General features: G+C 65.9%; 28 protein-coding genes. 22 read left to right on the top strand and 6 right to left on the bottom strand.

Annotated features, from left to right (window positions below):
• The first annotated feature begins 48 nt into the window (after positions 1–48).
• The 21 genes from K5607_RS04030 (at position 49) to K5607_RS03930 (ending at position 17,594) form a co-directional block, all read left to right on the top strand.
• Complete coding sequence (locus K5607_RS04030) at positions 49–1,836, top strand: nickel-dependent hydrogenase large subunit (protein WP_221048278.1); 1,788 nt, start codon at positions 49–51, stop codon at positions 1,834–1,836.
• A 251-nt stretch (positions 1,837–2,087) separates the two neighbouring features.
• Positions 2,088–2,660 (top strand): HupE/UreJ family protein, encoded by a 573-nt coding sequence (locus K5607_RS04025; protein WP_221048277.1) that lies wholly within the window; start codon positions 2,088–2,090, stop codon positions 2,658–2,660.
• Positions 2,661–2,751: 91 nt separating this feature from the next.
• Positions 2,752–3,432, top strand: a complete 681-nt coding sequence (gene cybH / locus K5607_RS04020; protein ID WP_054774753.1) for a Ni/Fe-hydrogenase, b-type cytochrome subunit — start codon at positions 2,752–2,754, stop codon at positions 3,430–3,432.
• A 103-nt stretch (positions 3,433–3,535) separates the two neighbouring features.
• Positions 3,536–4,129: a HyaD/HybD family hydrogenase maturation endopeptidase gene (locus K5607_RS04015; protein ID WP_221048276.1), complete on the top strand. Its 594-nt coding sequence runs from the start codon at positions 3,536–3,538 to the stop codon at positions 4,127–4,129.
• Positions 4,130–4,131: 2 nt separating this feature from the next.
• Entirely contained in the window at positions 4,132–4,440 is a 309-nt protein-coding gene (locus tag K5607_RS04010; protein ID WP_221048275.1) for a HypC/HybG/HupF family hydrogenase formation chaperone, read from the top strand.
• The gene (locus K5607_RS04005) at positions 4,437–5,276 is read left to right on the top strand and encodes a hydrogenase expression/formation protein (protein ID WP_221048274.1); all 840 of its coding nucleotides are present in this window, start codon (positions 4,437–4,439) and stop codon (positions 5,274–5,276) included. The genes K5607_RS04010 and K5607_RS04005 overlap by 4 nt, the downstream gene beginning before the upstream one ends.
• 19 nt (positions 5,277–5,295) lie before the next feature.
• Positions 5,296–5,766 carry a YybH family protein gene (locus tag K5607_RS04000; protein WP_054775056.1) on the top strand — a complete coding sequence of 157 codons (471 nt, stop codon included), beginning with the start codon at positions 5,296–5,298 and terminating at the stop codon, positions 5,764–5,766.
• 3 nt (positions 5,767–5,769) lie between these two features.
• Positions 5,770–6,912, top strand: coding sequence for a nickel-dependent hydrogenase large subunit (locus K5607_RS03995; RefSeq protein WP_221048273.1), 1,143 nt, complete (start codon positions 5,770–5,772; stop codon positions 6,910–6,912).
• A 4-nt stretch (positions 6,913–6,916) separates the two neighbouring features.
• Positions 6,917–7,258 carry a hydrogenase maturation nickel metallochaperone HypA gene (gene hypA, locus K5607_RS03990; protein ID WP_221048272.1) on the top strand — a complete coding sequence of 114 codons (342 nt, stop codon included), beginning with the start codon at positions 6,917–6,919 and terminating at the stop codon, positions 7,256–7,258.
• 1 nt (position 7,259) lies between these two features.
• Positions 7,260–8,174: a hydrogenase nickel incorporation protein HypB gene (hypB, locus tag K5607_RS03985; protein ID WP_221048271.1), complete on the top strand. Its 915-nt coding sequence runs from the start codon at positions 7,260–7,262 to the stop codon at positions 8,172–8,174.
• 40 nt (positions 8,175–8,214) lie between these two features.
• Positions 8,215–8,520, top strand: a complete 306-nt coding sequence (locus K5607_RS03980) for a DUF6156 family protein (RefSeq protein WP_054774763.1) — start codon at positions 8,215–8,217, stop codon at positions 8,518–8,520.
• Positions 8,521–8,524: 4 nt separating this feature from the next.
• Complete coding sequence (locus K5607_RS03975) at positions 8,525–9,049, top strand: chalcone isomerase family protein (protein WP_221048270.1); 525 nt, start codon at positions 8,525–8,527, stop codon at positions 9,047–9,049.
• 11 nt (positions 9,050–9,060) lie between these two features.
• Positions 9,061–11,547 (top strand): carbamoyltransferase HypF, encoded by a 2,487-nt coding sequence (locus tag K5607_RS03970; RefSeq protein WP_221048269.1) that lies wholly within the window; start codon positions 9,061–9,063, stop codon positions 11,545–11,547.
• 26 nt (positions 11,548–11,573) lie between these two features.
• A complete protein-coding gene (locus tag K5607_RS03965; RefSeq protein WP_054774959.1) occupies positions 11,574–11,828 on the top strand; it encodes a HypC/HybG/HupF family hydrogenase formation chaperone in 255 nt (84 codons plus the stop codon).
• Positions 11,825–12,916, top strand: coding sequence for a hydrogenase formation protein HypD (gene hypD / locus K5607_RS03960; RefSeq protein WP_221048268.1), 1,092 nt, complete (start codon positions 11,825–11,827; stop codon positions 12,914–12,916). Before K5607_RS03965 ends, hypD begins: the two co-directional genes overlap by 4 nt.
• Before the next feature lie 2 nt (positions 12,917–12,918).
• Positions 12,919–13,977 (top strand): hydrogenase expression/formation protein HypE, encoded by a 1,059-nt coding sequence (hypE, locus tag K5607_RS03955; protein WP_221048267.1) that lies wholly within the window; start codon positions 12,919–12,921, stop codon positions 13,975–13,977.
• 166 nt (positions 13,978–14,143) lie between these two features.
• Positions 14,144–14,647: a hypothetical protein gene (locus K5607_RS03950; RefSeq protein WP_054774876.1), complete on the top strand. Its 504-nt coding sequence runs from the start codon at positions 14,144–14,146 to the stop codon at positions 14,645–14,647.
• 4 nt (positions 14,648–14,651) lie between these two features.
• Positions 14,652–14,876: a hypothetical protein gene (locus K5607_RS03945; protein ID WP_054774877.1), complete on the top strand. Its 225-nt coding sequence runs from the start codon at positions 14,652–14,654 to the stop codon at positions 14,874–14,876.
• A 32-nt stretch (positions 14,877–14,908) separates the two neighbouring features.
• Positions 14,909–15,817, top strand: coding sequence for a carbohydrate kinase family protein (locus tag K5607_RS03940; protein WP_221048266.1), 909 nt, complete (start codon positions 14,909–14,911; stop codon positions 15,815–15,817).
• Between the two features lie 77 nt (positions 15,818–15,894).
• Positions 15,895–16,296, top strand: coding sequence for a peptide-methionine (R)-S-oxide reductase MsrB (gene msrB, locus K5607_RS03935; protein WP_221048265.1), 402 nt, complete (start codon positions 15,895–15,897; stop codon positions 16,294–16,296).
• Positions 16,293–17,594, top strand: a complete 1,302-nt coding sequence (locus K5607_RS03930; RefSeq protein ID WP_221048264.1) for a M18 family aminopeptidase — start codon at positions 16,293–16,295, stop codon at positions 17,592–17,594. The genes msrB and K5607_RS03930 overlap by 4 nt, the downstream gene beginning before the upstream one ends.
• Before the next feature lie 12 nt (positions 17,595–17,606).
• On the opposite strand, the gene K5607_RS03925 is transcribed toward K5607_RS03930, so the two are convergent.
• A complete protein-coding gene (locus K5607_RS03925) occupies positions 17,607–18,101 on the bottom strand; it encodes a hypothetical protein (protein WP_221048263.1) in 495 nt (164 codons plus the stop codon).
• Positions 18,102–18,200: 99 nt separating this feature from the next.
• Complete coding sequence (locus K5607_RS03920) at positions 18,201–18,992, bottom strand: spermine/spermidine synthase domain-containing protein (RefSeq protein ID WP_221048261.1); 792 nt, start codon at positions 18,990–18,992, stop codon at positions 18,201–18,203.
• Positions 18,993–19,159: 167 nt separating this feature from the next.
• Between K5607_RS03920 and K5607_RS03915 the strand changes: the two genes are divergently transcribed.
• Positions 19,160–19,972, top strand: a complete 813-nt coding sequence (locus K5607_RS03915) for an HAD-IIA family hydrolase (protein ID WP_054773360.1) — start codon at positions 19,160–19,162, stop codon at positions 19,970–19,972.
• An 87-nt stretch (positions 19,973–20,059) separates the two neighbouring features.
• Here K5607_RS03915 and K5607_RS03910 read toward each other — a convergent pair whose 3' ends face one another.
• The 4 genes from K5607_RS03910 to hxlB form a co-directional block, all read right to left on the bottom strand.
• Positions 20,060–21,046 (bottom strand): transaldolase, encoded by a 987-nt coding sequence (locus K5607_RS03910; RefSeq protein WP_221048260.1) that lies wholly within the window; start codon positions 21,044–21,046, stop codon positions 20,060–20,062.
• Between the two features lie 208 nt (positions 21,047–21,254).
• Entirely contained in the window at positions 21,255–21,605 is a 351-nt protein-coding gene (locus K5607_RS03905; RefSeq protein WP_221048259.1) for a hypothetical protein, read from the bottom strand.
• A 26-nt stretch (positions 21,606–21,631) separates the two neighbouring features.
• Positions 21,632–23,644, bottom strand: a complete 2,013-nt coding sequence (gene tkt, locus K5607_RS03900) for a transketolase (protein ID WP_221048258.1) — start codon at positions 23,642–23,644, stop codon at positions 21,632–21,634.
• 268 nt (positions 23,645–23,912) lie between these two features.
• On the bottom strand, positions 23,913–24,446 hold the full coding sequence (gene hxlB / locus K5607_RS03895) for a 6-phospho-3-hexuloisomerase (RefSeq protein ID WP_054773358.1): 534 nt from the start codon (positions 24,444–24,446) through the stop codon (positions 23,913–23,915).
• Positions 24,447–24,454: the final 8 nt, after the last annotated feature.

The raw sequence follows: 24,454 nt of genomic DNA, 5'->3' as shown, positions 1-24,454 counted from the left end.
GACCGGAAAGGGGCGACAAATAATAATGAATAACGAAGAGAACAACCCATGACCGTCATCCAAACCCCCAACGGCTACACCCTCAACGACGAAGGCACACGCATCGTGGTGGACCCGGTGACCCGCATCGAAGGCCACCTGCGTTGCGAGGTCAACATCGACGAGAACAACGTCATCCGCAACGCCGTATCCAGCGGCACCATGTGGCGCGGCCTGGAAATCATCCTCAAGGGCCGCGATCCGCGCGACGCCTGGGCCTTCACCGAAAGGATCTGCGGCGTCTGCACCGGCACCCACGCCCTCACCTCGGTGCGGGCGGTGGAAGACGCGCTGGGCATACAGATACCGGAAAACGCCAACAGCATCCGCAACATCATGCAGTTGACGCTGCAGGCCCACGACCACTTGGTGCATTTCTACCATTTGCACGCCCTGGACTGGGTGGACGTGGTCAGCGCCCTCAAGGCCGATCCCAAGGCGACTTCCGCCCTGGCCCAGAGCATATCGCCCTGGCCCAATTCCTCGCCCGGCTATTTCCAGGACATCGCCAGCCGGTTGAAGAAGTTCGTGGAAAGCGGCCAGTTGGGGCCGTTCAGCAACGGCTACTGGGGCAACCCGGCCTACAAGCTGCCGCCGGAAGCCAACCTGATGGCCGTGGCTCATTACCTGGAAGCGCTGGATTTCCAGAAGGACATCGTCAAGATCCACGCCGTCTACGGCGGCAAAAACCCCCACCCCAACTGGCTGGTGGGCGGCGTGCCCTGCGCCATCAATGTGGACGGGGCCGGCGGCGCGGTGAACATGGAACGGTTGAATCTGGTGTCGTCCATCATCGACCGAACAATTGAGTTTATTGAGCAGGTGTATCTGCCCGACCTGAAAGCCATCGCTTCCTTCTACAAGGATTGGCAATACGGCGGCGGCCTGTCGGCCACCAACGTGCTCAGCTACGGCGACATTCCGGAAAAGGCCAACGACCGCTCGGCGGGCAATTTGATCCTGCCGCGCGGCGCCATCATCGGCGGCAACCTCAAGGAAGTGCACGAGGTAGACCTGAAGGACCCGGCGCAAATCCAGGAATTCGTCACCCATTCCTGGTACCGCTACAGCAACGACGACCAGGGCCTGCATCCTTTCGACGGCGTCACCGAGCCGCACTTCGCCCTGGGCCATAAAACCAAAGGCACCAAGACCCACATCGAAAACCTGGACGAAAGCGCCAAGTATTCCTGGATCAAGGCGCCGCGCTGGAAAGGCCACGCCATGGAAGTGGGCCCGTTGGCCCGCTACATCATCGGCTACGCCCAGGGGATGCCGGCCATAAAGGAGCCGGTGGACCAGCTCTTGGGCGAATTGGGCCTGCCGGTGACGGCGCTGTTCTCCACCCTGGGCCGCACCGCCGCCCGCGGCTTGGAAGCGCAGTACTGCGCCCACCAGATGAGGCACTTCCAGGACAAGCTGGTGAAAAACATCAAGGCCGGCGACTTGACCACCGCCAACGTGAGCCGTTGGGATCCCAGCACCTGGCCCAAGGAAGCCCAGGGCGTGGGCACCACGGAAGCGCCGCGCGGCGCCCTGGGCCACTGGATCAAGATCAAGGACGGCAAGATCGACAACTACCAGTGCATCGTGCCCACCACGTGGAACGGCTCGCCGCGCGACCCGAAAGGCAATATCGGCGCTTTCGAAGCCGCGCTGATGAACACCCAGGTGGCCAAGCCGGAAGAGCCCTTGGAAATTCTCCGCACCCTGCACAGCTTCGATCCCTGCCTGGCCTGCTCCACCCACGTGATGGACCAGGACGGCAAGGAGTTGTTGCAGGTGAAGGTGCGATAGGTTGGCTGTATTCCCGCGCGGGGCGCCACTGCCTAACTAAGGCGGCGCTGCCGGCTCCCTCTCCAGCGGGAGAGGGTTGGGGTGAGGGGGGGGATAAAAAGCCACGGCCTTTAATTCCCCTCACCCTGCCCTCTCCCTGAGGGAGAGGGAAACCGAACGGCAAGCTCAACCGATGACAGTGACTGTAGAGCATCCCGATAGCCGTTCCCAAACTCCAGCTTGGGAGCGAGCAAGCTAAAGATGAGGTATTTATGCGTTTGACTACTGCGTTCCTAGCCGGCCTGGCAGTGCTGGCCGCACCCGCCGCCCTGGCCCACACCGGCGTCCATCCGCTGGACGGATTCCTGGCTGGCTTCACCCACCCCTTTGCCGGCCTCGACCATCTGCTGGCCATGCTCGGCGTCGGCCTGTGGGCGGCGGCCGTGGCGCCGCGCCGGGCTTGGCTGCTGCCGCTGGTGTTCGTGGCGGTGATGGCGGCGGGTGCCGGTTTGGCGGTGGCCGGTTTGCCCTTGGCGGGCGAGGAAACCGGCATCGCCGCTTCCGTGCTGTTGCTGGGCCTGCTGATGGCGAGCATGGCGCGCTTGGGCATCGGCCATGCCGCCCTGCTGGTGGGTTTGTTCGCGTTGTTCCACGGCCACGCCCATGGCGCGGAAATGGCGGCGGGGGCCGATTTTTCGGCCTATGCCGCGGGTTTCGCCGCGGCCACCGCGTTGCTGCACATCGCCGGCATCGCGCTGGGCTGGTCGCTGCTGCGCGTGCCCGTGCTGTATCGCGGCCTGGGCGGACTGATGGGCGCCTGGGGCACATTCCTGTTGTTTGCGTAGGGTGCGATGAGTCCGCGAACCCCAGCGCACAACCACAGGCCGATGCTGGGGTTCCTTGCGTCACCCCGGCCGACAATTTGAAGGTATTGCCATGTCCAACGTGTTATCCCTGCCCGACCGCATTTACGTCTACGAAAAGCCGGTGCGTCTGTGGCACTGGCTCAACGCCGCCGCCATCGTCGCGCTAATGGCGACCGGCTGGCTGATCGCCCACCCGCCGCTAGCCGGCGGCGGCGAGGCCAGCGGCCACTTCCTCATGGGCTATATCCGCTTTGCGCATTTTTCCGCCGGCTACATCCTGGCGATAGGCTTGATCGGCCGTGCCTATTGGGCGCTAGTAGGCAACCGCTACGCCCGCGAATTGTTCGCCCCGGCCGTGCACGATCCCCGTTGGTGGAGCGGACTGTGGCACGAGCTGCTTTGGTATGCGTTCCTGGTGCAGGAGCCGCGCAAGCACGCCGGCCACAATCCCCTGGCGGGCTTGGCCATGTTCCTCTTCTACGTGTTGGGCGGCCTGTTCATGATCGCCAGCGGCTTCGCCCTCTACGGCGAAGGCGCCGGCGGCTGGGCGGCAACGGCTTTCGGCTGGCTGCTGCCGGCCCTGGGCGGCAGCCAGCAGGTGCACAGCCTGCACCATCTGGGCATGTGGTATTTGCTGGTGTTCACCCTCACCCACATCTACGTGGCCGTGCGCGAACAGCATCTGTCGCGGCAAACCGTCGCCAGCACCATGGTCGACGGCTGGCGGGTGTGGAAGGACGACAGGCCCTGACGGCCATGGCTGCCATGTTTCCGATACAACCAAAAGCGTGCTCGTCATGGCCCTCTCCCCAAGGGGGAGGGAAACCAAAGTTGCTGCGGATTTCGACTCGGCCATGCGCGTCCTGATCCTGGGCATAGGCAATCTGCTGTGGGCCGACGAAGGCTTCGGCGTGCGCGTGGTGCAGGCCCTGGAGCGGCGCTACGCGTTTCCGCCGAACGTCACCCTGTTGGACGGCGGCACCCAGGGCTTGGGCCTGATTCCCTACGTGCAGGCCTGCGATACCCTGGTGATCGCCGACGCGGTGGACTTCCGCCAAGAGCCCGGCAGCTTGCTGCAAGCAGTGGACGACGAGGTACCGCAGTACTTGTCCTCGGGCAAGCTGAGCCTGCACCAGGTCAGTTTCCAGGAAGTCCTGGCCTTGTGCCGGCTGATGGGCCAAGGCCCCAGCCGGCTGTGCGTGGTCGGCGTGCAGCCGGTGCTGCTGGAGGACTATGGCGGCAGCCTGACGCCCCAGGTCAAGGCACAACTGGAGCCGGCCATGGCGCGCATCCTCGCCTACCTGCAATCGCTGGGCATCGCCGCCGGCCCACGGGACGAAAGCCCTTCCGACGCGGCCCTGGACATGGACGTCTACGAACGGCTGCGCCCCAGCGCCCAACAGGCCTGCCGCATCGGCGACGCCCGCTTGCTCGACGGGAGCCGCTAGCCGTGTGCATCGGCATCCCCATGCAAATACTGGAAAGCGGCGAGCACAACGCCCTGTGCCAGGGTCCCGACGGCCCCCGCATCGTCGACACTCGTTTGGTGGGCCAGCCCCCCGCCGGCGCCTGGCTGCTGGTGTTCATGCACGCGGCCCGCGAAGTGATCGACGCCCAGCGGGCGCAGCAAATCCAGGACGCCTTGCTGGCCCTGCAACAGGCCATGGCCGGCGACGCCGACCTGGACCGCTGGTTTCCCGACCTGGCCGGACGGGAACCGCAATTGCCCGATTTCCTCCAGCCGCCGACCCGCCCATGAATAACGCCCTGCCCCTCTTTGCCGAATCCCCCCTGCCCGGCTGTGCCGATGCCGCGGATTGCGACTACCCGCCCCTGCCGCAGGGCATGCACACCTACCGGGCGCCGAACCTGCACGGCTGCGACCCGCAAGCCGCCGCCGGCGGACGCACGTTGCTGGCGGAAATCGCCCGGCATATGGCCGGCGCCGAGCCGGAAGGCCGCTGGGACCTCGCCGCGCTGGACGCCCCCAGCCGCCGCTTCGTCGGCGAAGTGCTGGGCCGGGGCGAAATCGGCATACGCATCGCCGCCGACCGCCGGCGCCTGGAAATGGAGGAATCGGTGTTCGCCGGCCTGTGGCAAATCCGCGCCCTGGGCGAGGACGGCACGGTGCAGGACTACCTGGAAACCGGCCCCCTGCCGGCCGCGGTGCTCCACTGGGCCGAACGCCTCACCGCCGGCCAGCCACCGTCCCTGCCGCAGCACTACCCGGCCGGCGTCATGAACGCCCCGGCGGTGCTGGCGGAAATCGCCGGCAAATCGCAGAAATATAGCCCCGGCCGGGAAAGCGTCGTCAACCTGTCCCTGCTGCCCATGACGCCGGAAGACGTGGCCGTGCTGAGCGATACCCTGGGCCTGGCCGGCCTGTCCCTGGTGTCCAAGGGCTACGGCGACTGCCGCATCCATCTCACCCGGCTGCCCGGGGTGTGGTGGGTGCAGTATTTCAATTCGCCCGGCCAGATGATCCTCAACACCCTGGAAATCACCCGCATGCCGTCGGTGGCCCTGGCGGCCGCGGAGGACCTGGCCGACTCCGCCGCCCGGCTGGCGGAAACCCTGGCCGAACTGGATCGATGACATACCCCGGAGAAACGCCATGAACCGCCGCCCGATTCGTTGCCTCGCCTGTGCCGTCGCTTTACTGGCCGCAACGCCGGCTGACGCAGAGGAGCCGGCCCAGCGCATCGCCGAGGCGGACTTGGCGGGCTGGAACAGCGCCATGTCCCGGGGGCGGCCGGACGATATCCCCAGTCTGCTGACCGGCGACGCCATGCTGATCGCACCGGACGGCGGTGCCTCCCACGGCGGCGACTCCATCCGCCGTTTTTGGGAAAGCCTGATGGCCATGCGCAACGGCCACTACCGCCTCAAACTGCTGACGGCGCGGCGGGAGAACGCCGACACGGTGGTCAGCCGCGCCGAACTCATCGGCGCCGCCCCGCTGGGCAAGGCCGGCAACGTCATCACCTACCGTTACCAAGGCTTACTGCACCACGTGCTCAAGCGCACGCCGGACGGCGCCTGGCGGGTGCAAGTGCAACGCTGGCGCAGCGAGGAGAGCCGTTAAACGATGCCGCCGTCCGCCGCCGGCATCCTGCTGCGCTGCACCGTGCAACACGGCCGCGTCGCCGCGGTGGAGTTGACGCCCCACCGGCCCTACCCGGTGGCCAAGCTGTTGCCCGGCCGCACGCCGGCGGAAGCGTTGCGGCTGTTCGCCCACCTATTCGCCCTGTGCCCGGAGGCGCACGGCTGCGCCGCCTCGGCAGCCATCGCGGACGCCCTGGGCATAGAGCCGCCGCCGGCCCTGCGGGCTTGGCAGGAATGCCGGCGCAGGCTGGAGATCGTCAAGGAAAACGGCCTGTATCTGCTGCGCCAGCAACCGCCGGCCGATCCCGCGCCGGCCCAGCGCCTGCTGGCCACCCACCATAAACTGGCGCAAGCGATGGGCGGCACGGCGCTGTACTGGCCGACGGACGGGGCGCCGGTCATCGACCGCGCCGCCATCGGCGCAGGGCTGGCGGAACTGGAACAGGGGCTGGCGGAGCTGTGCGGCGAATTCTGGCGCACGCCGAACGCCGACCTGGGGAGCATCCACCGCTGGCAAGCGGGCGGCGATTCGCCCGCCGCCCGCTTGCTGCACCGTTACGCCCAAGCCGGCTGGGCGGATTTCGGCCGCTGCGCGGTGCAGCGGCTGCCGGAATTGCCGAGCGACGCACTGCCCCGTCACCTGGCGTCGGCCGACGCCGAGGCATCGCCGCCGATTTGGCAGGGCCAACCCCGCGAAACCGGCAGTTACGCCCGCTGGGCGGATACGGCGCTGATCCGCGCCGCCCGCGACCGCCACAGCAACGGCCTCTACACCCGCGCCCTGGCCCGGCTGGCGGAGCTCAAGGCGCTGTTTCGCGGCTTGGCCGCCGCGCTGCCCAGCGAGCTTCCGGCGCTCCTGCCCCCGCCGCCGCGCGACGGCGGCGTCGGCGCGGCGCAAACCGAGGCCCCTCGCGGCCGCTTGATCCACCGGGTGGCGCTGGCCGAAGGCCGTATCCGCGACTATCGCATCCTGGCGCCGACGGAATGGAACTTCCATCCGCAAGGCCTGCTGCCCCAGGCGTTGCTGAACGCGCCGGCGGACGAACGGCTGGCGGCCCGCATCGACGCCCTGCTGCGCGCCGTCGATCCCTGCGTTGACTTTCGCCTGCGGCTGGAACACGCTTAGCTGCATGCACGAACTATCCCTCTGCCAAGGCATCCTCGACACCCTGGAAACCGAATCCCGCAAACAAAACTTCCATCGCGTACGCAGCGTGCAACTGGAAATCGGCGCTTTGAGCGGGGTGGATGAAGAAGCCCTGCGCTTCGGCTGGGAGGCGGTCAGTCCCGCCACGCTGGCGGCCGGATCGGTGCTGGACATTGTGCGGATTCCCGGCAGCGCCTGGTGTTTCGATTGCCAGGACACGGTGCAGGTGGAGCAATACTACGATCCCTGCCCCCGCTGCCAAGGCCACAAGCTGCAAGTGAACGGCGGCGAGCAACTGAAGATCAAGCAACTCGAGGTGGAATGACATGTGTACCGTATGCGGCTGCGGCGATTCCCAGGTTCACGGCGGCCATGGCCACGACAACCGTCTGGCGCCCCCCCAACGCAACGGCAAGGCCGTCGCGGGCCCGCTCCGGTTTACCCCCCTTGCGGAAGACCGGCACCCGCCTCACCACCACTACGGCCAAGGCCCGGCCGGCCTGCACGTGACCGGCATGAGCCAGGAGCGCATCGTGCAGCTGGAGCACGACATCCTAGCGCGCAACGACCAGGACGCCGCCCACAACCGCCGCCATTTCCAGCAACGAGGCATCCTCGCCCTCAATCTGGTGTCCAGCCCCGGCTCCGGCAAAACCACCCTGCTGGAGCGCAGCCTGCGCGACCTGCAGGGCCGCTACCCCCTGGCGGTGGTGGAAGGCGACCAGCAGACCCAGAACGACGCCGACCGCATCCGCGCCACCGGCGTGGCGGCGGTGCAGATCAACACCGGCAAGGGCTGCCACCTGGACGCCCACATGGTCGGCCGCGCCCTGCAAAGCCTGCCGGACATGCAGCGGGGCGTGCTGTTCATCGAAAACGTCGGCAACTTGGTGTGTCCGGCCCTGTTCGACCTGGGCGAAGCGGCCAAAGTGGCGATCCTCTCCGTCACCGAGGGCGAGGACAAGCCCATCAAATACCCCGACATGTTCCACCGCGCCGAGCTGGTGCTGATCAACAAAATCGACCTGCTGCCCTATCTGCGCTTCGATTTGCCGCGCTGCCTGGACTACGTCAAGCAAGTGAATCCCCGGGCGGAAATCCTGCAAGTCTCCGCCACCGGCGGCGAGGGCATGGAACAGTGGTACGGTTGGCTGGACGGCCGCCGCAAAGCCTTGCTGACCGAACAGGTCGCCAAACTGCAAGCGGAAATGGCCGCCTTGCAGGAAGCTTTGGCCAGCTGACCCGACCGCCCCTCAGTTCCAACCGATCCGCATCACCCATATGAACGAACAACCCGCTGGCGCATGCCGCTACTTCGTCACTTACACCGGCGTGAAACTGCCTTTCAAGCTGGTCAACCCGCTGGAACCGGGCGAGGTGGAAAACCGCAATACCTACTTCCGCGGCTATTTCGACGGGGACGGCCGGCTCACCGCCTTGCAGAGCGTCATCTACGGCGAAGTGGAGTTGGAGCACCGCTACCAGTACCACGGCGACGGTACGCTCCGGCAGGCGGAAATCACCGACGCCGACGGTGAAACCAATCTGCTGCGCTTCGACGACACCGGCACGCCGCTGGGCGCCTGATCCCATGGCGAAAACGGCGTTGTGCCTCGCCCTTGGCCTTTGGATGGCGGCTTCCGCCGCCCTGTCGGCCCCGTTGCCGCCCCTGCGGGACAACGGACACGGCACCCGCCGCATCATGTTGTTCGACGTGTACGAAATCACCCTGCGCACCACCCGCCCCTTGCACGACGCGGCGGACGTGCTGGCCGACAGCGCGCCCCAGGAAGTGCGGTTGCACATGCTGCGGGACGCGCCGGCCGAACGCTTTATCGCTGCCATCGCCCATGGCGTCAAAGAAAACCACGGCGACACGGCGGAAGCGCTTGCAGCGCTGGAGCGCTTCTACGCTGCCCTGCGTGCGGCCGGCGGCCCCCCTCAGGGCAGCACCGCGCGCATCCTCTGGGACGGCGCCGCCACCTCGGTGCTGCTCGACGAGCAGCCGCTGATTTCCGCTCCCGGCCCGGCCCTGCGCAACGCCCTGCTGCTGGTGTGGCTGGGCGACAATCCGGTGGACGCCGAACTCAAACACCAACTGTTGGGCCAACCGTAAACCTGTTGCCGGTGTCCACGTCCCCCATCCAACGCCAACGCCTGTCGCTGCGCGGCCAAGTGCAAGGCGTGGGCATGCGGCCTTTTGTGTGCCGCTTGGCGCAGGAGCTGGACCTTGCGGGCTGGGTGAGCAACACCCCGGAAGGCGTGGTGATCGAAGCCGAAGGCAACGAAGCTGCCCTCGCCCGCTTCGCCCGGCGGCTGACCGACGAAGCGCCGCCACCGGCGCGCATCGACGAATGTTCCGCCATGCCACTGGCTGCCACCGGCCAGGAGTCGGATTTCCGCGTTGTGCCCAGCCGCAACGACGGCGCGCCGGAACCCTGCGTACCGCCGGACCTGGCCCCCTGTGCCGATTGCCTGCGGGAACTGTCCGACCCCGCCGACCGCCGCTACCGCTACCCCTTTCTCAGCTGCACCGCCTGCGGGCCGCGCTACAGCATCGTCCGCAGCCTGCCGTTCGACCGGGAACGCACCGCCATGGCGGGCTTCGCCCTCTGCCCGGATTGCCGCCGGGAATACGAAAACCCGGCCGACCGCCGCTTCCACGCCCAAACCACCTGCTGCCCGGCCTGCGGACCGCAGCTCGCGCTGTGGGATAGCCAAGGGATTAGCTTGGCCGAAGGCGATGGGGCCTTGCGCTTGGCGGTGGAGCGGCTGCGGCAGGGCGCCATCGTCGCGTTGAAAGGGGTGGGCGGCTTCCAGCTATTGGCGGACGCCGGCAATTCGGCGGCGGTGGAGCAGCTGCGGACACGCAAGCACCGCCCCGCCAAGCCTTTCGCCCTGCTGGCGGATAGGACGATGGCCGAGCGGCTGTGCCGGGTCTCCGAAGAAGAGATAGCGCTGCTGCTGGAGCCGGCGGCGCCCATCGTGCTGCTGCGGCGGCGAAAAGAGGAAATTGTCGGCACAACCCATTCCGGTCCCCTCTCCCTGCGGGAGAGGGCTAGGGTGAGGGGTGCTCAACGCGGCACATTTATTTCGGCTCAGACCCATGATTTGGACCTCCCTCACCCCAACCCTCTCCCAGAGGGAGAGGGAGCCCGAAGGGAGATTGCGCCGCAAGTCGCCCCCGACCTCCCCTGGCTGGGCCTCATGCTGCCCGCCTCGCCCCTGCACCATTTGCTGCTGGCCGATTTCGGCGGCCCACTGGTCGCCACCAGCGGCAACCGCGGCGGCGAGCCCATTTGCGTGGACGAGAACGAAGCCTTGGCGCGGCTGGCCGGCATCGCCGACCTGTTCCTGGTGCACGACAGGTCGGTGCTGCGCCCCCTGGACGATTCCGTGCTGCGCATCGCGGCGGACCGGCCACTGACCTTGCGCCGGGCGCGCGGCTACGTCCCGGCGCCGGTGCCGCTGGCCGAGCCGCTGCCGCCGCTGCTGGCGGTCGGCGGCCATCTGAAAAACACCGTGGCCTTGGGGCTGGGGCGGCGGGCGTTGCTCAGCCAGCACTTGGGCGATCTGGACGACGTTCTCACCGAACAGCAGTGCGGCGCCGCACTGCAAGAGCTGCCCCGCTTGTTCGGCGGGAACCCCCGCCGCCTGGCGGTGGACGCCCACCCCGATTACGCCAGCCGCCGTTTGGCGGAAGCCATGGGCCTGCCGCTGCTGGCGGTGCCCCACCACCTCGCCCATGCCATGGCCTGCGCCGCCGAACACGGCCTTGAGCCGCCTTTTCTGGCGCTGGCCTGGGACGGCATCGGCCTGGGCGAAGACGGCGGCCTTTGGGGCGGCGAGTTCCTGCGCATCGACGAACAAGGCCACCGGCGCATCGCCAGCTTCGTGCCCCTGCGCCTGCCCGGCGGCGAAAAAGCCGTTAAGGAGCCGCGCCGAACGGCATTGGCGGCGGTGTACGATAGCGCGCGCTTACCGGGCGCGAATGCCGCCGAGGAAGGCCATCCCGGATTGCACGGCGTTCCAGCCGGGCTACGGGCGGCGTTTAGCGACACGGAGTTGGCGGCGCTGCTGGCCATGTTGGAGAAAAACCTCAATACACCGCCCTGCTCCAGCGTCGGCCGGCTGTTCGACGCCGTGTCCGCGCTACTGGGCTTGTGCCCGGTGAACCAATTCGAAGGCCAGGCCGCCATGCGGCTGGAAGCCGCGGCCGGCGCGTTCGTATGGAACACTGCGGCGGACTATCCGGCACCGTCCGCAACCATCCCCCTGGTCCGAGACGACACCGGCCTGCCCCGCTGCGACTGGCGGCCCTGGCTGCGCAATCTGCTGCGACACCCGGCGGTAGACGATGCCGACCGCGCCGCCTTGGCCTATTCTTTCCACGCCGCCCTGGCCGACGCTGCGCCGGCGGCGGCGCGCCTGGCGGCGCTTCCCACCGTGGTGCTGTGCGGCGGCTGTTTCCAGAACCGCCTGCTGCTGGAATTATGCGTGGAACGCTTGCGGCACGCCGGTTTCGACGTATATTGGCCGCAACGGATACCGCCCAACGACGGCGGCCTGGCCTTGGGCCAGCTATGGGCCGCCCGCCGGCAAGCGCCGGCCTGAACCTATCCCCCAGAGGAATTCGCTTTATGTGCCTAGCCTTACCCGGACAAATCCTCAGCATCGACTCGGCCGACGACCCTTTGCAGCGCAAAGGCCGCATCAGCTTCGACGGGGTGGTGAAGGAAGCCAACCTGGCCTATGTGCCGGAAGCCCAAGTCAACGACTATGTCATCGTCCACGCCGGTTTCGCCATCAGCCGTTTGGACGAAGACGAAGCGGCGGCCAGTTTGCGGGAATTCGCCGCGTTGGCGGCGATGCAGGCAAGCGCAGAACAGACATGAAATACGTCAGCGAATACCGCGACGCCGCCACCGTCCAAACCCTGGCGCAGCGCATCGCCGCCGCCGTCACCCGGCCCTGGGTGCTGATGGAAGTGTGCGGCGGCCAGACCCACGCCATCGTCAAGCACGGCCTGGATCGGCTGCTGCCGGCCAGCCTGGAGCTGATCCACGGCCCCGGCTGCCCGGTGTGCGTCACGCCCCAGGGCGTCATCGACCAGGCGTTGGAAATCGCCGCCGAAAAGGACGTGATTTTCTGCTCCTTCGGCGACATGCTGCGGGTGCCCGGCAGCCGCACCGACCTGTTGGCGGTGAAAGCCCAAGGCGGCGACGTGCGCATGGTGTACTCGCCCCTGGACGCCCTGGAACTGGCGCGAATCCACCCCCACCAGCAGGTGGTGTTTTTCTCGGTGGGCTTCGAAACCACCGCGCCCACCACCGCCATGGCGGTGCGCCAGGCGGAAGCGGAAGGCATCGACAACTTTTCCCTGCTGGTGTCCCACGTGCGGGTGCCGCCGGCCTTGGAAGCGCTGCTGGCGGCGCCCGACAACCGGGTGCAGGGCTTCCTCGCCGCCGGCCACGTCTGCGCCGTCATGGGTTATTGGGAATACGAGCCCATCACCGCCGCCCATAACGTCCCCATCGTCGTCACCGGCTTCGAGCCGGTGGACGTGCTGCGCGGCGTGCTGGGCTGCGTGGAGCAACTGGAACAGGGACGCGGCGAAGTGGAAAACTGCTACGGCCGCGCCGTGAAGCGCGACGGCAACGCCGTGGCCCAACAGCTGTTGGGGCAAATCTTCGAACCGGTGGACATGGCCTGGCGCGGCATGGGCGTGATTCCCGCCGGCGGCATGGCCCTGCGCGGCGACTACCGCCGTTTCGACGCCGCCGAGCGCTTCCGTCTGGGCGCAGCACCGGCGGACGAGGCCGGACAATGCCGCAGCGGCGACGTGCTGACCGGCCGCATCAAGCCCCACCAGTGCCCGGCTTTCGGCAAGGACTGCACGCCGGAGCATCCCCTGGGCGCCACCATGGTGTCCTCCGAAGGCGCTTGCGCCGCTTATTTCCGTTATCGCCGAGACGCCGCCTGACCATGAGCCAATCCGACAAAACCTTCTCCGCTGCCTGCCCGCTGCCCATCGGCCAATACCCCCACGCCGTAATGGCCCACGGCGGCGGCGGGCGCTTGATGCAGCAATTGCTGGAACTACTGGTGCGGCCGGCCCTGGACAACCCCTGGCTGGAACAGCGCCACGACAGCGCCGTGCTGGACTGCGGCGGCACCCGGCTGGCTTTCACCACCGACGCCTACGTGGTGAAGCCCTTGCAGTTTCCCGGCGGCGACATCGGCAAGCTGGCCGCCTGCGGCACGTTGAACGACCTGGCCATGAGCGGCGCCAAGCCCCTGTTCCTCAGCGCCGCCCTGGTGATCGAAGAAGGTTTTCCCTTCGACACCTTGCGCACGGTGCTGGACAGCCTCAACGCCGCCGTCAAGGCGGCCGGCGCCGCCGTGGTTACCGGCGACACCAAGGTGGTGGAAAACGGCAAGGGCGACGGCCTGTACATCACCACCAGCGGCATCGGCCTGGTCGAACACGGCTTGAGCATCGGCCCCGCCGCCATCCGTCCCGGCGATGCGGTGCTGGTGAGCGGCGACATCGGCCGCCACGGCGTCGCCATCCTGTCGGCGCGGGAGAGCTTGGGATTCGCCACCACCGTGGAAAGCGACTGCGCCGACTTGTCGGGCCTGGTGGGCGAGCTGATCGCCGCCGGCATCGAGATCCGCTGCCTGCGGGATCTTACCCGCGGCGGCCTGGCTTCCGCCGTGCTGGAGCTGGCCCGCGACGCCAAGCTGGACATGGAACTGATAGAGGGCGCGGTGCCGGTATGCGAGGAAGTGCGCGCCGCCTGCGAAATCCTCGGCTACGACCCCCTCTACGTCGCCAACGAAGGCCGCATGGTGCTGTTCGTGCCGCAGGAACAAGCCGAAGCGACCCTCGGCCTGCTGCGCGGCCATCCTTTGGGTAGGGACGCCGCCCGCATCGGCAGCGTGATCCAGGCCGGCGCCGGCCGGGTTTCCCTGCGCAACGCCTACGGCGGCCAGCGCATCCTCGACCTGCTCAGCGGCGAACAGCTGCCGCGCATTTGCTGACGCTCGCGGCCCCTGGCCAGGGGCCGGCATCAAGCAAGACCGACAGGGAGAAAAGCCGGGCCGGATGACGCCGTCCCCGGGCCTATGAGAAAATTCGCGCCATCATCGGCGTCGTCCGGAACGGTACCGACCTCGCCCCGCACCCACCCCAACGGAATCCATCCCCATGAAAATCAGCTATCCCATCGCCGCCGCCTTGGCCCTCGCCGGCTGCGCCGGCGCGCCGGGTTATACCAACCCTTACGCCAATCCCTACGGCGCCGCCGCCGGTTACGGCACCCAGGCGGCCACCGGCGCCATGGGGACGACCGCCCAGGGCACGATGAACGCCGTGCTGGGCGTGGCCGCCACCATGATCCTGCAAAGCATCGCGCAGAACGTGTGGAACGGCGCCATCGGCTCGCAGCTGGCCCCGCTGGATCAAACGTTCCGCCAACAGGCCCTGGTCAACCTGCTGCAAAGCGGCAACCTGCTGCAAGCCCAACAGTGGAGCAACCCGGCCACCGGCAACTCCATCGCCATGACGCCGCTGCGCCAGGTGGTCGATCAACAAACCCAGCAGAACTGCCAGGAACTGGAAGAAACCTATTACGTCGCCGGCCAGCCGATCAAAGAAACCCGCTTGGCCTGCCCCGATCCGGCCACCGGCAAGTGGACCCTGGTGCGCTAAAGCCATGAACAAGCTCCCCTACCTCCGTCCTACCCCCCTGTGGTTTTATCCGGTCGGCCTGGTGGCCGCCGGCGGCGTTGCCGGCGCCCTGCTGGTGGTGTGGTCCGTATTGCCGGTGCTGCTGCTGGCCTTCGCCGTCGGCTGGTTGAACGGCGCCTACCTGGCGTCCACCCGCAAAAATATCGCGGAAATGTTCGAGCGCCTGGCGAAAAAGCCGCCGACGGCCTGAACCTTTAGCGCCAGCCGGCCCGAACGTTCGCCATGCGACAGCCGGAGCGTTTCGTCTGCGTCGGCAGCCTCAACGTGGACATCACGTTCCCCGTCGAGCGGCTGCCCGAAGAACACGAAAAACTGCGTTGCGATGGTGCCCTCATCTCCCAGGGCGGTTCGGCCGCCAATACCGCCCATTGGCTGGCCCGGCTGGGCCACGCCACCGTGATGCTGGGCTGTGTGGGTGACGACGCTTTCGGTAGTGTAGCCGTCGCCGCCCTGGCGGCGGTGGGCGTGGACACCCGCCACATCCAGCGCACGACGCAAGCGGCTACCGGCCTTGCCGCCGTGTTCGCCGGGCCGGCCGGCAAGCGCATGGTCACCTCCGGCGGGGCAAACGCCTGCTTCGACCCCGGCCAGGCGCCGGCCGAGCTGTTCTCGCCCGGCACGCATCTTCACGTCGCCACGCCGTTGGCCGGCATCGCCCACCCGCTGCTGCGCCTCGCCAAAAGCCGCGGCGCCACCACCTCCTGCGACCTGGACCTCGGTCCGCCGACAGACTGGCTGCCCTGGCTGGACATCGGCTTCGTCAACCACACGGAACTGGCCCGCTGGCTGGGCACGGACGATCCGGAGCAGGCCTGGAATCGGCTACAAGCCCCGGCGAACTTCAGCCTGGTCGTCACCCTGGGAGCCCACGGCGCCGCCGCTTGGAACCGCGACGGCGGCACCGCAGTGCCGGCCGCCGCCGTGGACGTGGTCGACCGCACCGGCGGCGGCGACGCCTTCGACGCCGGCTATCTCCATGCCCTGGGCCGCAGCGAAGCCGAACGGCTGCGCTGCGGACTCGACCTTGCCGCCCAGGTCATCGCCCGGCGCGGCGCACGGCCCGAGGCGGTGGAGCCGGCCTGCCTCTGTCCCAGCGCACAACCCCACCGCCACGCGATGCCGGCGCCTTAGCGAAACGGCGCCGCCAACTGTCGGCGCCATCGGCTTTCTGCCACAATTGCCCCATCCATTTGCCCCGAGTCCCGACCATGACCGATCCCACCCAACTCAACGACGCCCACTGGCGCGAAAAACTCACCCCCGAGCAATACGCCATCTGCCGCAAGAAGGCCACCGAACGCCCCTTCACCGGCGAGTACTACCAGGAGACCAGGCCAGGCACCTACCGCTGCGTGTGCTGCGGCCAACCCTTGTTCCGCTCGGAAGCCAAATACCATTCCGGCTCCGGCTGGCCCAGCTTCTGGCAGCCCGTGGCGGACGATGCCATCGCCGAGCACCCCGACACCAGTCACGGCATGACGCGGGTGGAAATCACCTGCGCCGCCTGCGACGCCCATTTGGGCCATGTGTTTCCGGACGGGCCGCAGCCCACCGGATTGCGTTATTGCGTCAACTCCGCCTCCCTGACCCTGGAGGCGGACACGCCATGAGCGCCATCAGCGAACACGTGCGCCGCAACGCGCAAAACCTGCTGGATTTCATCGACGCCAGCCCCAGCCCCTGGCACGCCGCCGCCGCCGTCGAAGCGGCGTTGACGGCGGAGGGCTTCCAGCGCCTGGAGGAAGGCCGCCGCTGGGACTTGCAGCCGGGCGGGCGCTATTACGTGCTGCGCGACGACTCCACCGTGGCCGCTTTCGTGGTGGGCATGGAAGACCCGGCCGAGCACGGCTATCTCATGGTGGGCGCCCACACCGACTCCCCCGGTCTGCGGCTCAAGCCCCGCGCCGCCCACGCCGCCGAACCGCTCATGCGGCTGGGGGTGGAAGTGTACGGCGGGCCGATCCTTGCCACGTTCGCCGACCGCGACTTGAGCCTGGCCGGCCGCGTGGTGCTGAAGGACGGCGCGGCGCGGCGGGTGCGCTTCGAGCGATCCGTCGCGCGGCTACCCAACCTGGCCATCCACATGAATCGCCAGGTGAACGAGGAAGGCCTGAAATTCAACAAACAGAGCGAACTTCCTTTGCTGCTGGCCACGCTGGAGGGCGCCTTGCCGCCCCAGGAGCATTTCCTGCGAATGCTGGCCGACCGGTTGGACTGTGCGCCCAAGGACATCGCCGCCTGGGAGATGAACGTCTACGACACCCAGCCGGGCGCGTTCTGGGGCCTCGACGGGGAATTCATCGCCGACAGCCAGCTGGACAATCTGGCCTCTTGCCATGCCGCCCTGTCAGCCCTGCTGGCCACCTGCGGCAACGAGGTGGCGGCTACCCGCCTGTGCATTTTCTTCGACCACGAAGAAATCGGCAGCGAGAGCGCCAAGGGCGCCGACGGCAGCTTCCTAGCCGACGTGCTGGAGCGCATCGCCCTTGCCTTGGGTACCGACCGGCAAGGCTATTTGCAGGCACTGGCGAACAGCTTCTGCATCTCCAGCGACATGGCCCACGCCTACCAGCCCAACTTTCCGGCCGCCTACGAGCCGCAGCATCCCATCAAGGTGAACGGCGGACCGGTGATCAAGCTCAACGCCAACCAACGCTATGCCACGGAAAGCCTGTCGGAAGCGCGTTTCGCCGGCCTGTGCGAAGCGGCCGGCGTGCCCTGCCAGCGTTATGCCCACCGTACCGACCTGGCCTGCGGCAGCACCATCGGACCGATCACCGCCGCCGGCTTGGGAGTCCGCACCGTGGACGTGGGCAATCCCATGTGGGCCATGCACAGCATCCGCGAAAGCGCCGGGGTGCTGGACCATAGCTACATGATCCGGGTTTTGGAGCGATATTTCGGTTGAAGCGCCGCGCCGTCATTCGGCCATGGGCAAGACGCTGAGAGCGAACAAGACAATGCCGCCGATCAGCAGCCATCCCGCCACGACCATGCCCAGTACATAGCCGAACGCCGCGGCGGCGTGGGGCTTGGCGAAAATGATCGCGTGCTCGGCGTCCCGCGTTTGGGGCAGCCCCAATCCCCCGATGCGCAGCACATAGCGGCCCGGCCGGGGAATGAGGTACGTGAGCAACTGCAGGCGCGCCTTGGAAAACCCCGACGAGCGGAGGCGAAACCAGTTGGCGCGGCCGGCAACGGCGCCGCCGTCGCTGGACTCCAAGGCAAAATCGAGGCGGACGAAACGCCGGCTCAATGGCGGCCCTTCGATGCACAAGACGACGGGGCCCGCATCGGCGAAGACGACTTCCTGCCGTTCCACCAACGCCGCGCGCGACAGTTCGGAAGCCTTCAGCAGGCGAACCACTTTGACGATGCAGGTGGCGAGCAACAGCGCCCCCAGGGCGAACGCCAATCCGCCCAGCCAGGGACCCAGTCGCGTGATGTCGGAAAATTGGAACGCGGCGCGCCCTCCGCGGCTTCGGTTACGTCCTGCCGTAGCGCCTGCGCGTGGTCACAGCCAATCCATCCAGGCGGTATTGGCGCGCCGCAGCTGCTTGGCAAACAACACAAATTCCAGCCCCCACCGTTGCTGCAGCGCGAACGCTTTTTCGCGCAGCCCTTTCATGACGGCGTTGCTTGGCGTCCTATTGAACGCCAAGCCGATGACATTGCCCTTGCCCTGTACGTGCAATTGCAACACCGGCCTGGCGTAATGCTCTTCCAGCATGCGCAGGCTGCGGGCCAAGATGGGCGCGTCGTTGCCCCACAGATTGGTCGCCAGCACGCCGCCCGTCGTCAACAACAGCGAGCAGCGCTGATAGAAGGCGTGCTGGGCGATTTCCGCCGCCATGCCGTAACCGTGGTAGGCATCCACCAGGATCAAGTCGTAACTGTCCGGCGCGGCTTTGTCGACAAACGCCATGCCGTCGCCGACGTGGATGTCGAGACGCGGGTCTTCCGGCAGGCCGAACCAGCCGTGGGCGATTTTGACGACGTTGGCGCGCTTTTCCGCCACGTCGATCCGCGCCTCCGGTAGCTGTCGCAACAAATATTTCGCCAACGAACCGCCGCCCAAGCCCACCATCAAAATCCGCCGGGGACTGTCGTGAAACAGCAGGGCCGATAACATGGCACGGGTGTAGGACAACTCCAATTGTTCGGGATCGGCCAAGTTCATGGCGCTTTGCCGCGAGGAAGTGCCGAAATGCATGGCACGCACACCGTCCTCGTCCACCACCTCGATGGGGCCGTCTTCATCGCGGCTAACGTGCATCAACGTGCCGCCGTATCTTAGTAAAGCCATGGTTTGGCATAATACCCGTTGCACGGCGCTGCGCGAAAGGGCGCCGTCATCGCCGCCGATGCGGGGCCCCCGCCCCACCCCTCATTCAGCGGCGACGCGGCTAACGACCTGACCGCTTAGAACAACAATAAATTCCAGAGCCCCGCGCCGGGGCGAGAACCATATCTATGCAAGCTTTGACCAACGTCCGTTCGTTCATCATCGACATGGATGGTGTCCTTTGGCATGGCGACCGGCCGCTGCCGGGCCTGGTGGAATTTTTTCAAACGTTGAGGGATTTGCGTTTTCCCTTCGTCCTGGCGACCAACAACGCCAGCCAGACGGCTGACCAGTACGTCGCCAAATTGGCGCGCATGGGCGTCGCCGTGAAACGCGAGGAAGTCCTGACTTCGGCCATGGCGACGGCGTTGTATCTGGCCCAGCGGACCGACCCAAGGCAAACCCGCGTGTTCGTCATCGGCGAAGAAGGCCTGCGCAAGCCCTTGCTGGATCTGGGCTTTACCCTGACCGGGCCGTATGAGGGCGGCGATAGCCGCGCCGATTATGTGGTATGCGGCCTGGACCGCGGCATTACCTGGGACAAGCTGGCTAGCGCCACCCTGAACATCAGTGCCGGGGCGAAATTCATCGGCACCAACCCCGACACCACCCTGCCGACCGAACGCGGCGTTACCCAAGGCAACGGCGCCATCCTGGCGGCCATCGAAGCCGCTACCCAGGTTAAGCCGGTCATTATCGGCAAGCCGGAGCCCATCATGTACCAACAAGCCATGGCCCTGCTGGGCGTCGAAGCGAGCGAGACGGTGGCCATCGGCGATCGGCTGGGTACCGACATCTTGGGCGCGGTGCGCGCCGGCATACGCAGTCTGATGGTGCTGACGGGGATTTCCACGGAAGAGGAATTGAAAACGCTGGACTACGCGCCCGACTGGGTGATGGCGGATATACGCGAAGTGGCGCAAGCGCTACGTAAAGCCTGATCCCCCTGAAAAGCAAAAAGCCCCGGCCCTGCGCTTTCGCGTAGGGCCGGGGCCTCAAGCCGCCGCGGCTACAGAGAGCCGAGGACCTTAGCCTTCCAGGCCTGCCAAGCGGGCTGCCAGCAGCTCTTCCAAGGTAACCAGCGCCTTGGTGAAGCCGTCGATGCCTTCGGCCAGCTTTTCGGTAGCCATGCGGTCTTCGGCGTGCATGCGGTCGAAGGTGGCCTTGTCCATCGTGATCTTTTCGATGGAAGCGCTGGCAGCCTTGGCCGGATCCAGCTTGCGCGGCAATTCGCCTTCGGTGGCCTGCAATTCGCCCAACAAGGAAGGAGCGATGGTCAACAGGTCGCTGCCGGCCAACTCGGTGATTTCGCCCACGTTACGGAAGCTGGCGCCCATGACTTCCGTCTTGTAGCCGAACTTCTTGTAGTAGTTGTAGATCTTCGTCACCGACAGTACGCCCGGATCTTCCGCCGGCGGATAGGAATCGCGGCCGGTGTCTTTCTTGTACCAGTCCAGGATGCGGCCGACAAACGGCGAAATCAGGGTGATGCCGTTTTCTGCGCAGGCGATAGCCTGGTGCAAACCGAACAGCAGCGTCAGGTTGGTGTGGATGCCTTCTTTTTCCAGCACGGCAGCGGCCTGAATGCCTTCCCAGGTAGCGGCGATCTTGATCAGCACGCGCTCGCGGGACACGCCGGCGGCTTCGTATTGGGCGATCAAATCGCGCCCTTTGGCAACCGTAGCATCGGCATCGTAGGACAATCTGGCGTCCACCTCGGTGGAAACGCGGCCCGGAATGATTTCCAGAATTTTCAGGCCGAAGGACACGGCCAAACGATCAAACGCCAGAGACACCACTTGTGCGGCGGCAGCGCCGGCGCCCAGGTCGGCGCGCGCTTTCTTCAGGGTTTCATCGACGATGCCCTGGTACTGCGGCATTTGCGCGGCTGCGGTGATCAGCGACGGGTTGGTGGTGGCGTCGCGCGGCTTGTAGGTTTCGATGGCCTGGATGTCACCGGTATCGGCCACAACCACGGTCATTTCCCGGAGTTGTTCAAGTAAGTTCTTAGCCATAGTTTTGACCCTTTTAGGATTTCACAAAAAAACAATCCGCCCTGCCCGCTTCATGAAGATCTTGATACGAGGGACGGAACATAACCACGCTCGAAGGCATGGGCGACACGGCTATTTTAAAGCGTCTGCCCCAGCCGAAACGGAAAACAACCTGGGCCTCGGAACGCTATAGCGACGTCCGAGAGCGCCAGGTTGTTCTCGCCGCCGCTTAGCGCGCGGACGAGTCCCGGTTCTGGATGTATCTTGCGACGCCGGTCAGCGCAGCGGCGGCCTTCTGGGCGGAAGCGCCTTCGGCGGCGCGCAGATACTTGGCAACGCCGGTTTCAGCCGGAGCCTCGCCTGCTTGCTGGACCGGCTCAACCCGGACCACCGGAGCAGCATTGGAAGCAGACTTGCTGCCGCCGCTGCGGAAGATAATCACCAGCAACACGAGCACCACGATGCCCAGCCAGTAATTCTGCTCCAACAGGCTTCCCGCCTGGGCTTCCTCCGCCATCGCCGAGAAGCTGGCGAACAGCAGGCCGGAGAACAAACCTTTCATCGCATGATTATGTTTCATTGCGTATATCCTTCTATTTATTTGAGTTAAAGGATTTCCGAGACGGTTTTGACGACGTTGTCGACGGTGAAACCGAATTCCTTGAAGAGCACGCCAGCCGGTGCGGATTCGCCGAAGCGGTCCATGCCGACGATCTTGCCGTTGAGGCCGACGTACTTGTACCAGGCGTCGCTCACACCCGCCTCGACGACCACGCGCTTGGTGACGGCGCTCGGCAGTACCGATTCGCGGTAAGCGGCATCCTGAGCGTCGAACACGTTGGTGGACGGCATGGAAACCACGCGAATCTTCTTGCCCTTGCCGTTCAGTTCTTCGGCGGCCTTCATCGCCAGTTCCACTTCGGAACCGGTGGCGATGATGATGGCGTCCGGCGTACCGGCGCAGTCGCGCAGCACGTAGCCGCCGCGGCGGATGGCTTCGATCTGAGCCGGCGTACGCTCCACGTGGGGCAAGTTCTGGCGGGAGAACACCAGGGTGCTCGGACCGTCTTGACGTTCGATGGCGGCCTGCCAGCACACGGCGGATTCCACCGCGTCGCACGGGCGCCACACCTGCATGTTCGGAATCATGCGCAGGGTAGCGGTCTGCTCGATGGGCTGGTGGGTCGGGCCGTCTTCACCCAGACCGATGGAGTCGTGGGTGTAGACCTGGATAACCGGAATCTTCATCAGCGCCGACATACGCAGGGCGTTGCGGGCGTATTCGGAGAACATCAGGAAGGTAGCGCCGTACGGACGGAAACCACCGTGGACGGCAACGCCGTTCATGATGGCGGACATGCCGAACTCGCGCACGCCGTAGTACACGTAGTTGCCGTCATGGCCGGGGGCGTTGACGTCTTTGCAGCCGGACCACAGGGTCAGGTTGGAACCGGCCAAGTCGGCGGAACCGCCCAGGATTTCCGGCAGCAGCGGACCGAAGCCGTTGAGGGCGTTCTGCGAAGCCTTGCGGCTGGCGATGGTTTCAGCCTTTTCGTTGACCTTGGCAACGAAAGCGGCGGATTTTTCTTTCCAGTCGCTCGGCAGTTCGCCGGCCATGCGGCGCTTGAACTCTTTCGCCAGATCCGGGTGGGCCTTGGCATAGGCGTCGAAACGGGCGTTCCAGTCGGATTCAGCCTTGGCGCCCGACTCTTTCGCGCTCCAGCCCTTGTAGATTTCGTCCGGAACCACGAACGGAGCGTGCGGCCAGCCGATGGTTTCGCGCACCAGGGCCACTTCGTCGTTGCCCAGGGCGGCGCCGTGGCATTCTTCCTTGCCCTGCTTGTTGGGGGAACCCCAGCCGATGATGGTCTTGCAGCAGATCAAGCTCGGCTTGTCGGTTACCGCACGAGCCTGTTCAATGGCTTTCTTCACAGCGTCGGCGTCGTGGCCGTCCACGCCGCGGATCACGTGCCAGTGGTAGGCTTCGAAGCGAGCCGGGGTATCGTCCATGAACCAGCCCGGGGTGTCGCCGTGGCCGCGCACTTCGCCGTCGATGGAGATGTTGTTGTCGTCGTAGAAAGCGATCAGCTTGCCCAGCTTCATGGAGCCGGCCAGGGAGCAGGCTTCATGGGAGATGCCTTCCATCATGCAGCCGTCGCCCAGGAACACATAGGTGTAGTGGTCGACGATGTCGTGGCCGGGACGGTTGAACTGGCCGGCCAGGGTGCGTTCCGCCAGGGCCATGCCCACGGCGTTGGTGATGCCTTGGCCCAGGGGACCCGTGGTGGTTTCCACGCCCGGCGTGTAGCCGTATTCGGGGTGGCCCGGGGTCTTGGAGTGCAGTTGGCGGAACTTGGCCAGCTCTTCCACCGGCAGGTCGTAGCCGGTCAGGTGCAGCAGGGAATAAATCAGCATGGAGCCGTGGCCGTTGGACAACACGAAACGGTCGCGGTCCGGCCATTTCGGGTTAGCCGGGTTGTGGCGCATGTAGTCGTTCCACAGCACCTCGGCGATGTCCGCCATTCCCATCGGCGCACCGGGATGTCCTGAATTGGCTTTTTGCACGGCATCCATGCTCAAAGCACGTACGGCGTTCGCTAATTCGCGGCGCGAAGGCATATTACTCTCCTTACTAATGGTTAATGACTTAAATGACGAATTTAACAGCCCGATCGACTCAGCCGTTATCGGCCAAAACCAATAACAGGCCCAGTCAAAATAAGCTGTGCTCAGCTTTCATGTTGCGCCAACCCAACCCGCATCGGGCAGCACCGTCCCGTAACAACACGAAAGCTGAACACAGCCAGCAAAACACCGACCATTCCCACGAGCGCGCAGGCTCAGGGAGAAAGGAACGAGTGGATCGCTCCACTCGTTCCAGCCACGCTTACTCGAGGTTAGCGTGCCTCGTTCTCATTTCCTCTTCGGGAATGCCCTTTTCATGGATCATGTGGGATACCACGGACTCCAGGAAAATCAAGGTGGACAACTCGAAGGTCGTGCCCATGGGCATGCCGACCACCTTGCCGTACTGCTCCGGCGTACCGATCTGGAATACCAAATCGGACATGTCGCCGAGGGTGGAGCTGCTTTTAGTGGAGATCAAAGCCACTTCGGCGCCCAACTCTTTGGCACGCTTGGTGAACGCGATCATCGTCTCCGTCTCTCCGGAGCCGGAAATCACGATGAACAGGTCGCCTTTGCGGATACTCGGGGTGACGATTTCGCCGACGACGAAGACCTCGTAACCCCCGTGCATCAGTCTCATTGCAAAAAATCTTGCAATCAGACCGGAACGGCCGGCGCCAGTGATGAAGATGCGGGACGCTTTATCCAGCATCGCAGTCAACTTGGCGTCATAGCCTTCGTTGGTAGCGCCGAGAACGCCCGAAATCTTGTCGATGATCAGTTTCTGGTGCATGTGCGCCT

This window comes from Methylogaea oryzae (genome assembly GCF_019669985.1).
Classification (GTDB): Bacteria; Pseudomonadota; Gammaproteobacteria; order Methylococcales; family Methylococcaceae; genus Methylogaea; species Methylogaea oryzae.
The sequence above is the reverse complement of the archived record's forward strand: the minus strand, read 5'-3'. Positions and strand labels throughout refer to the sequence as shown.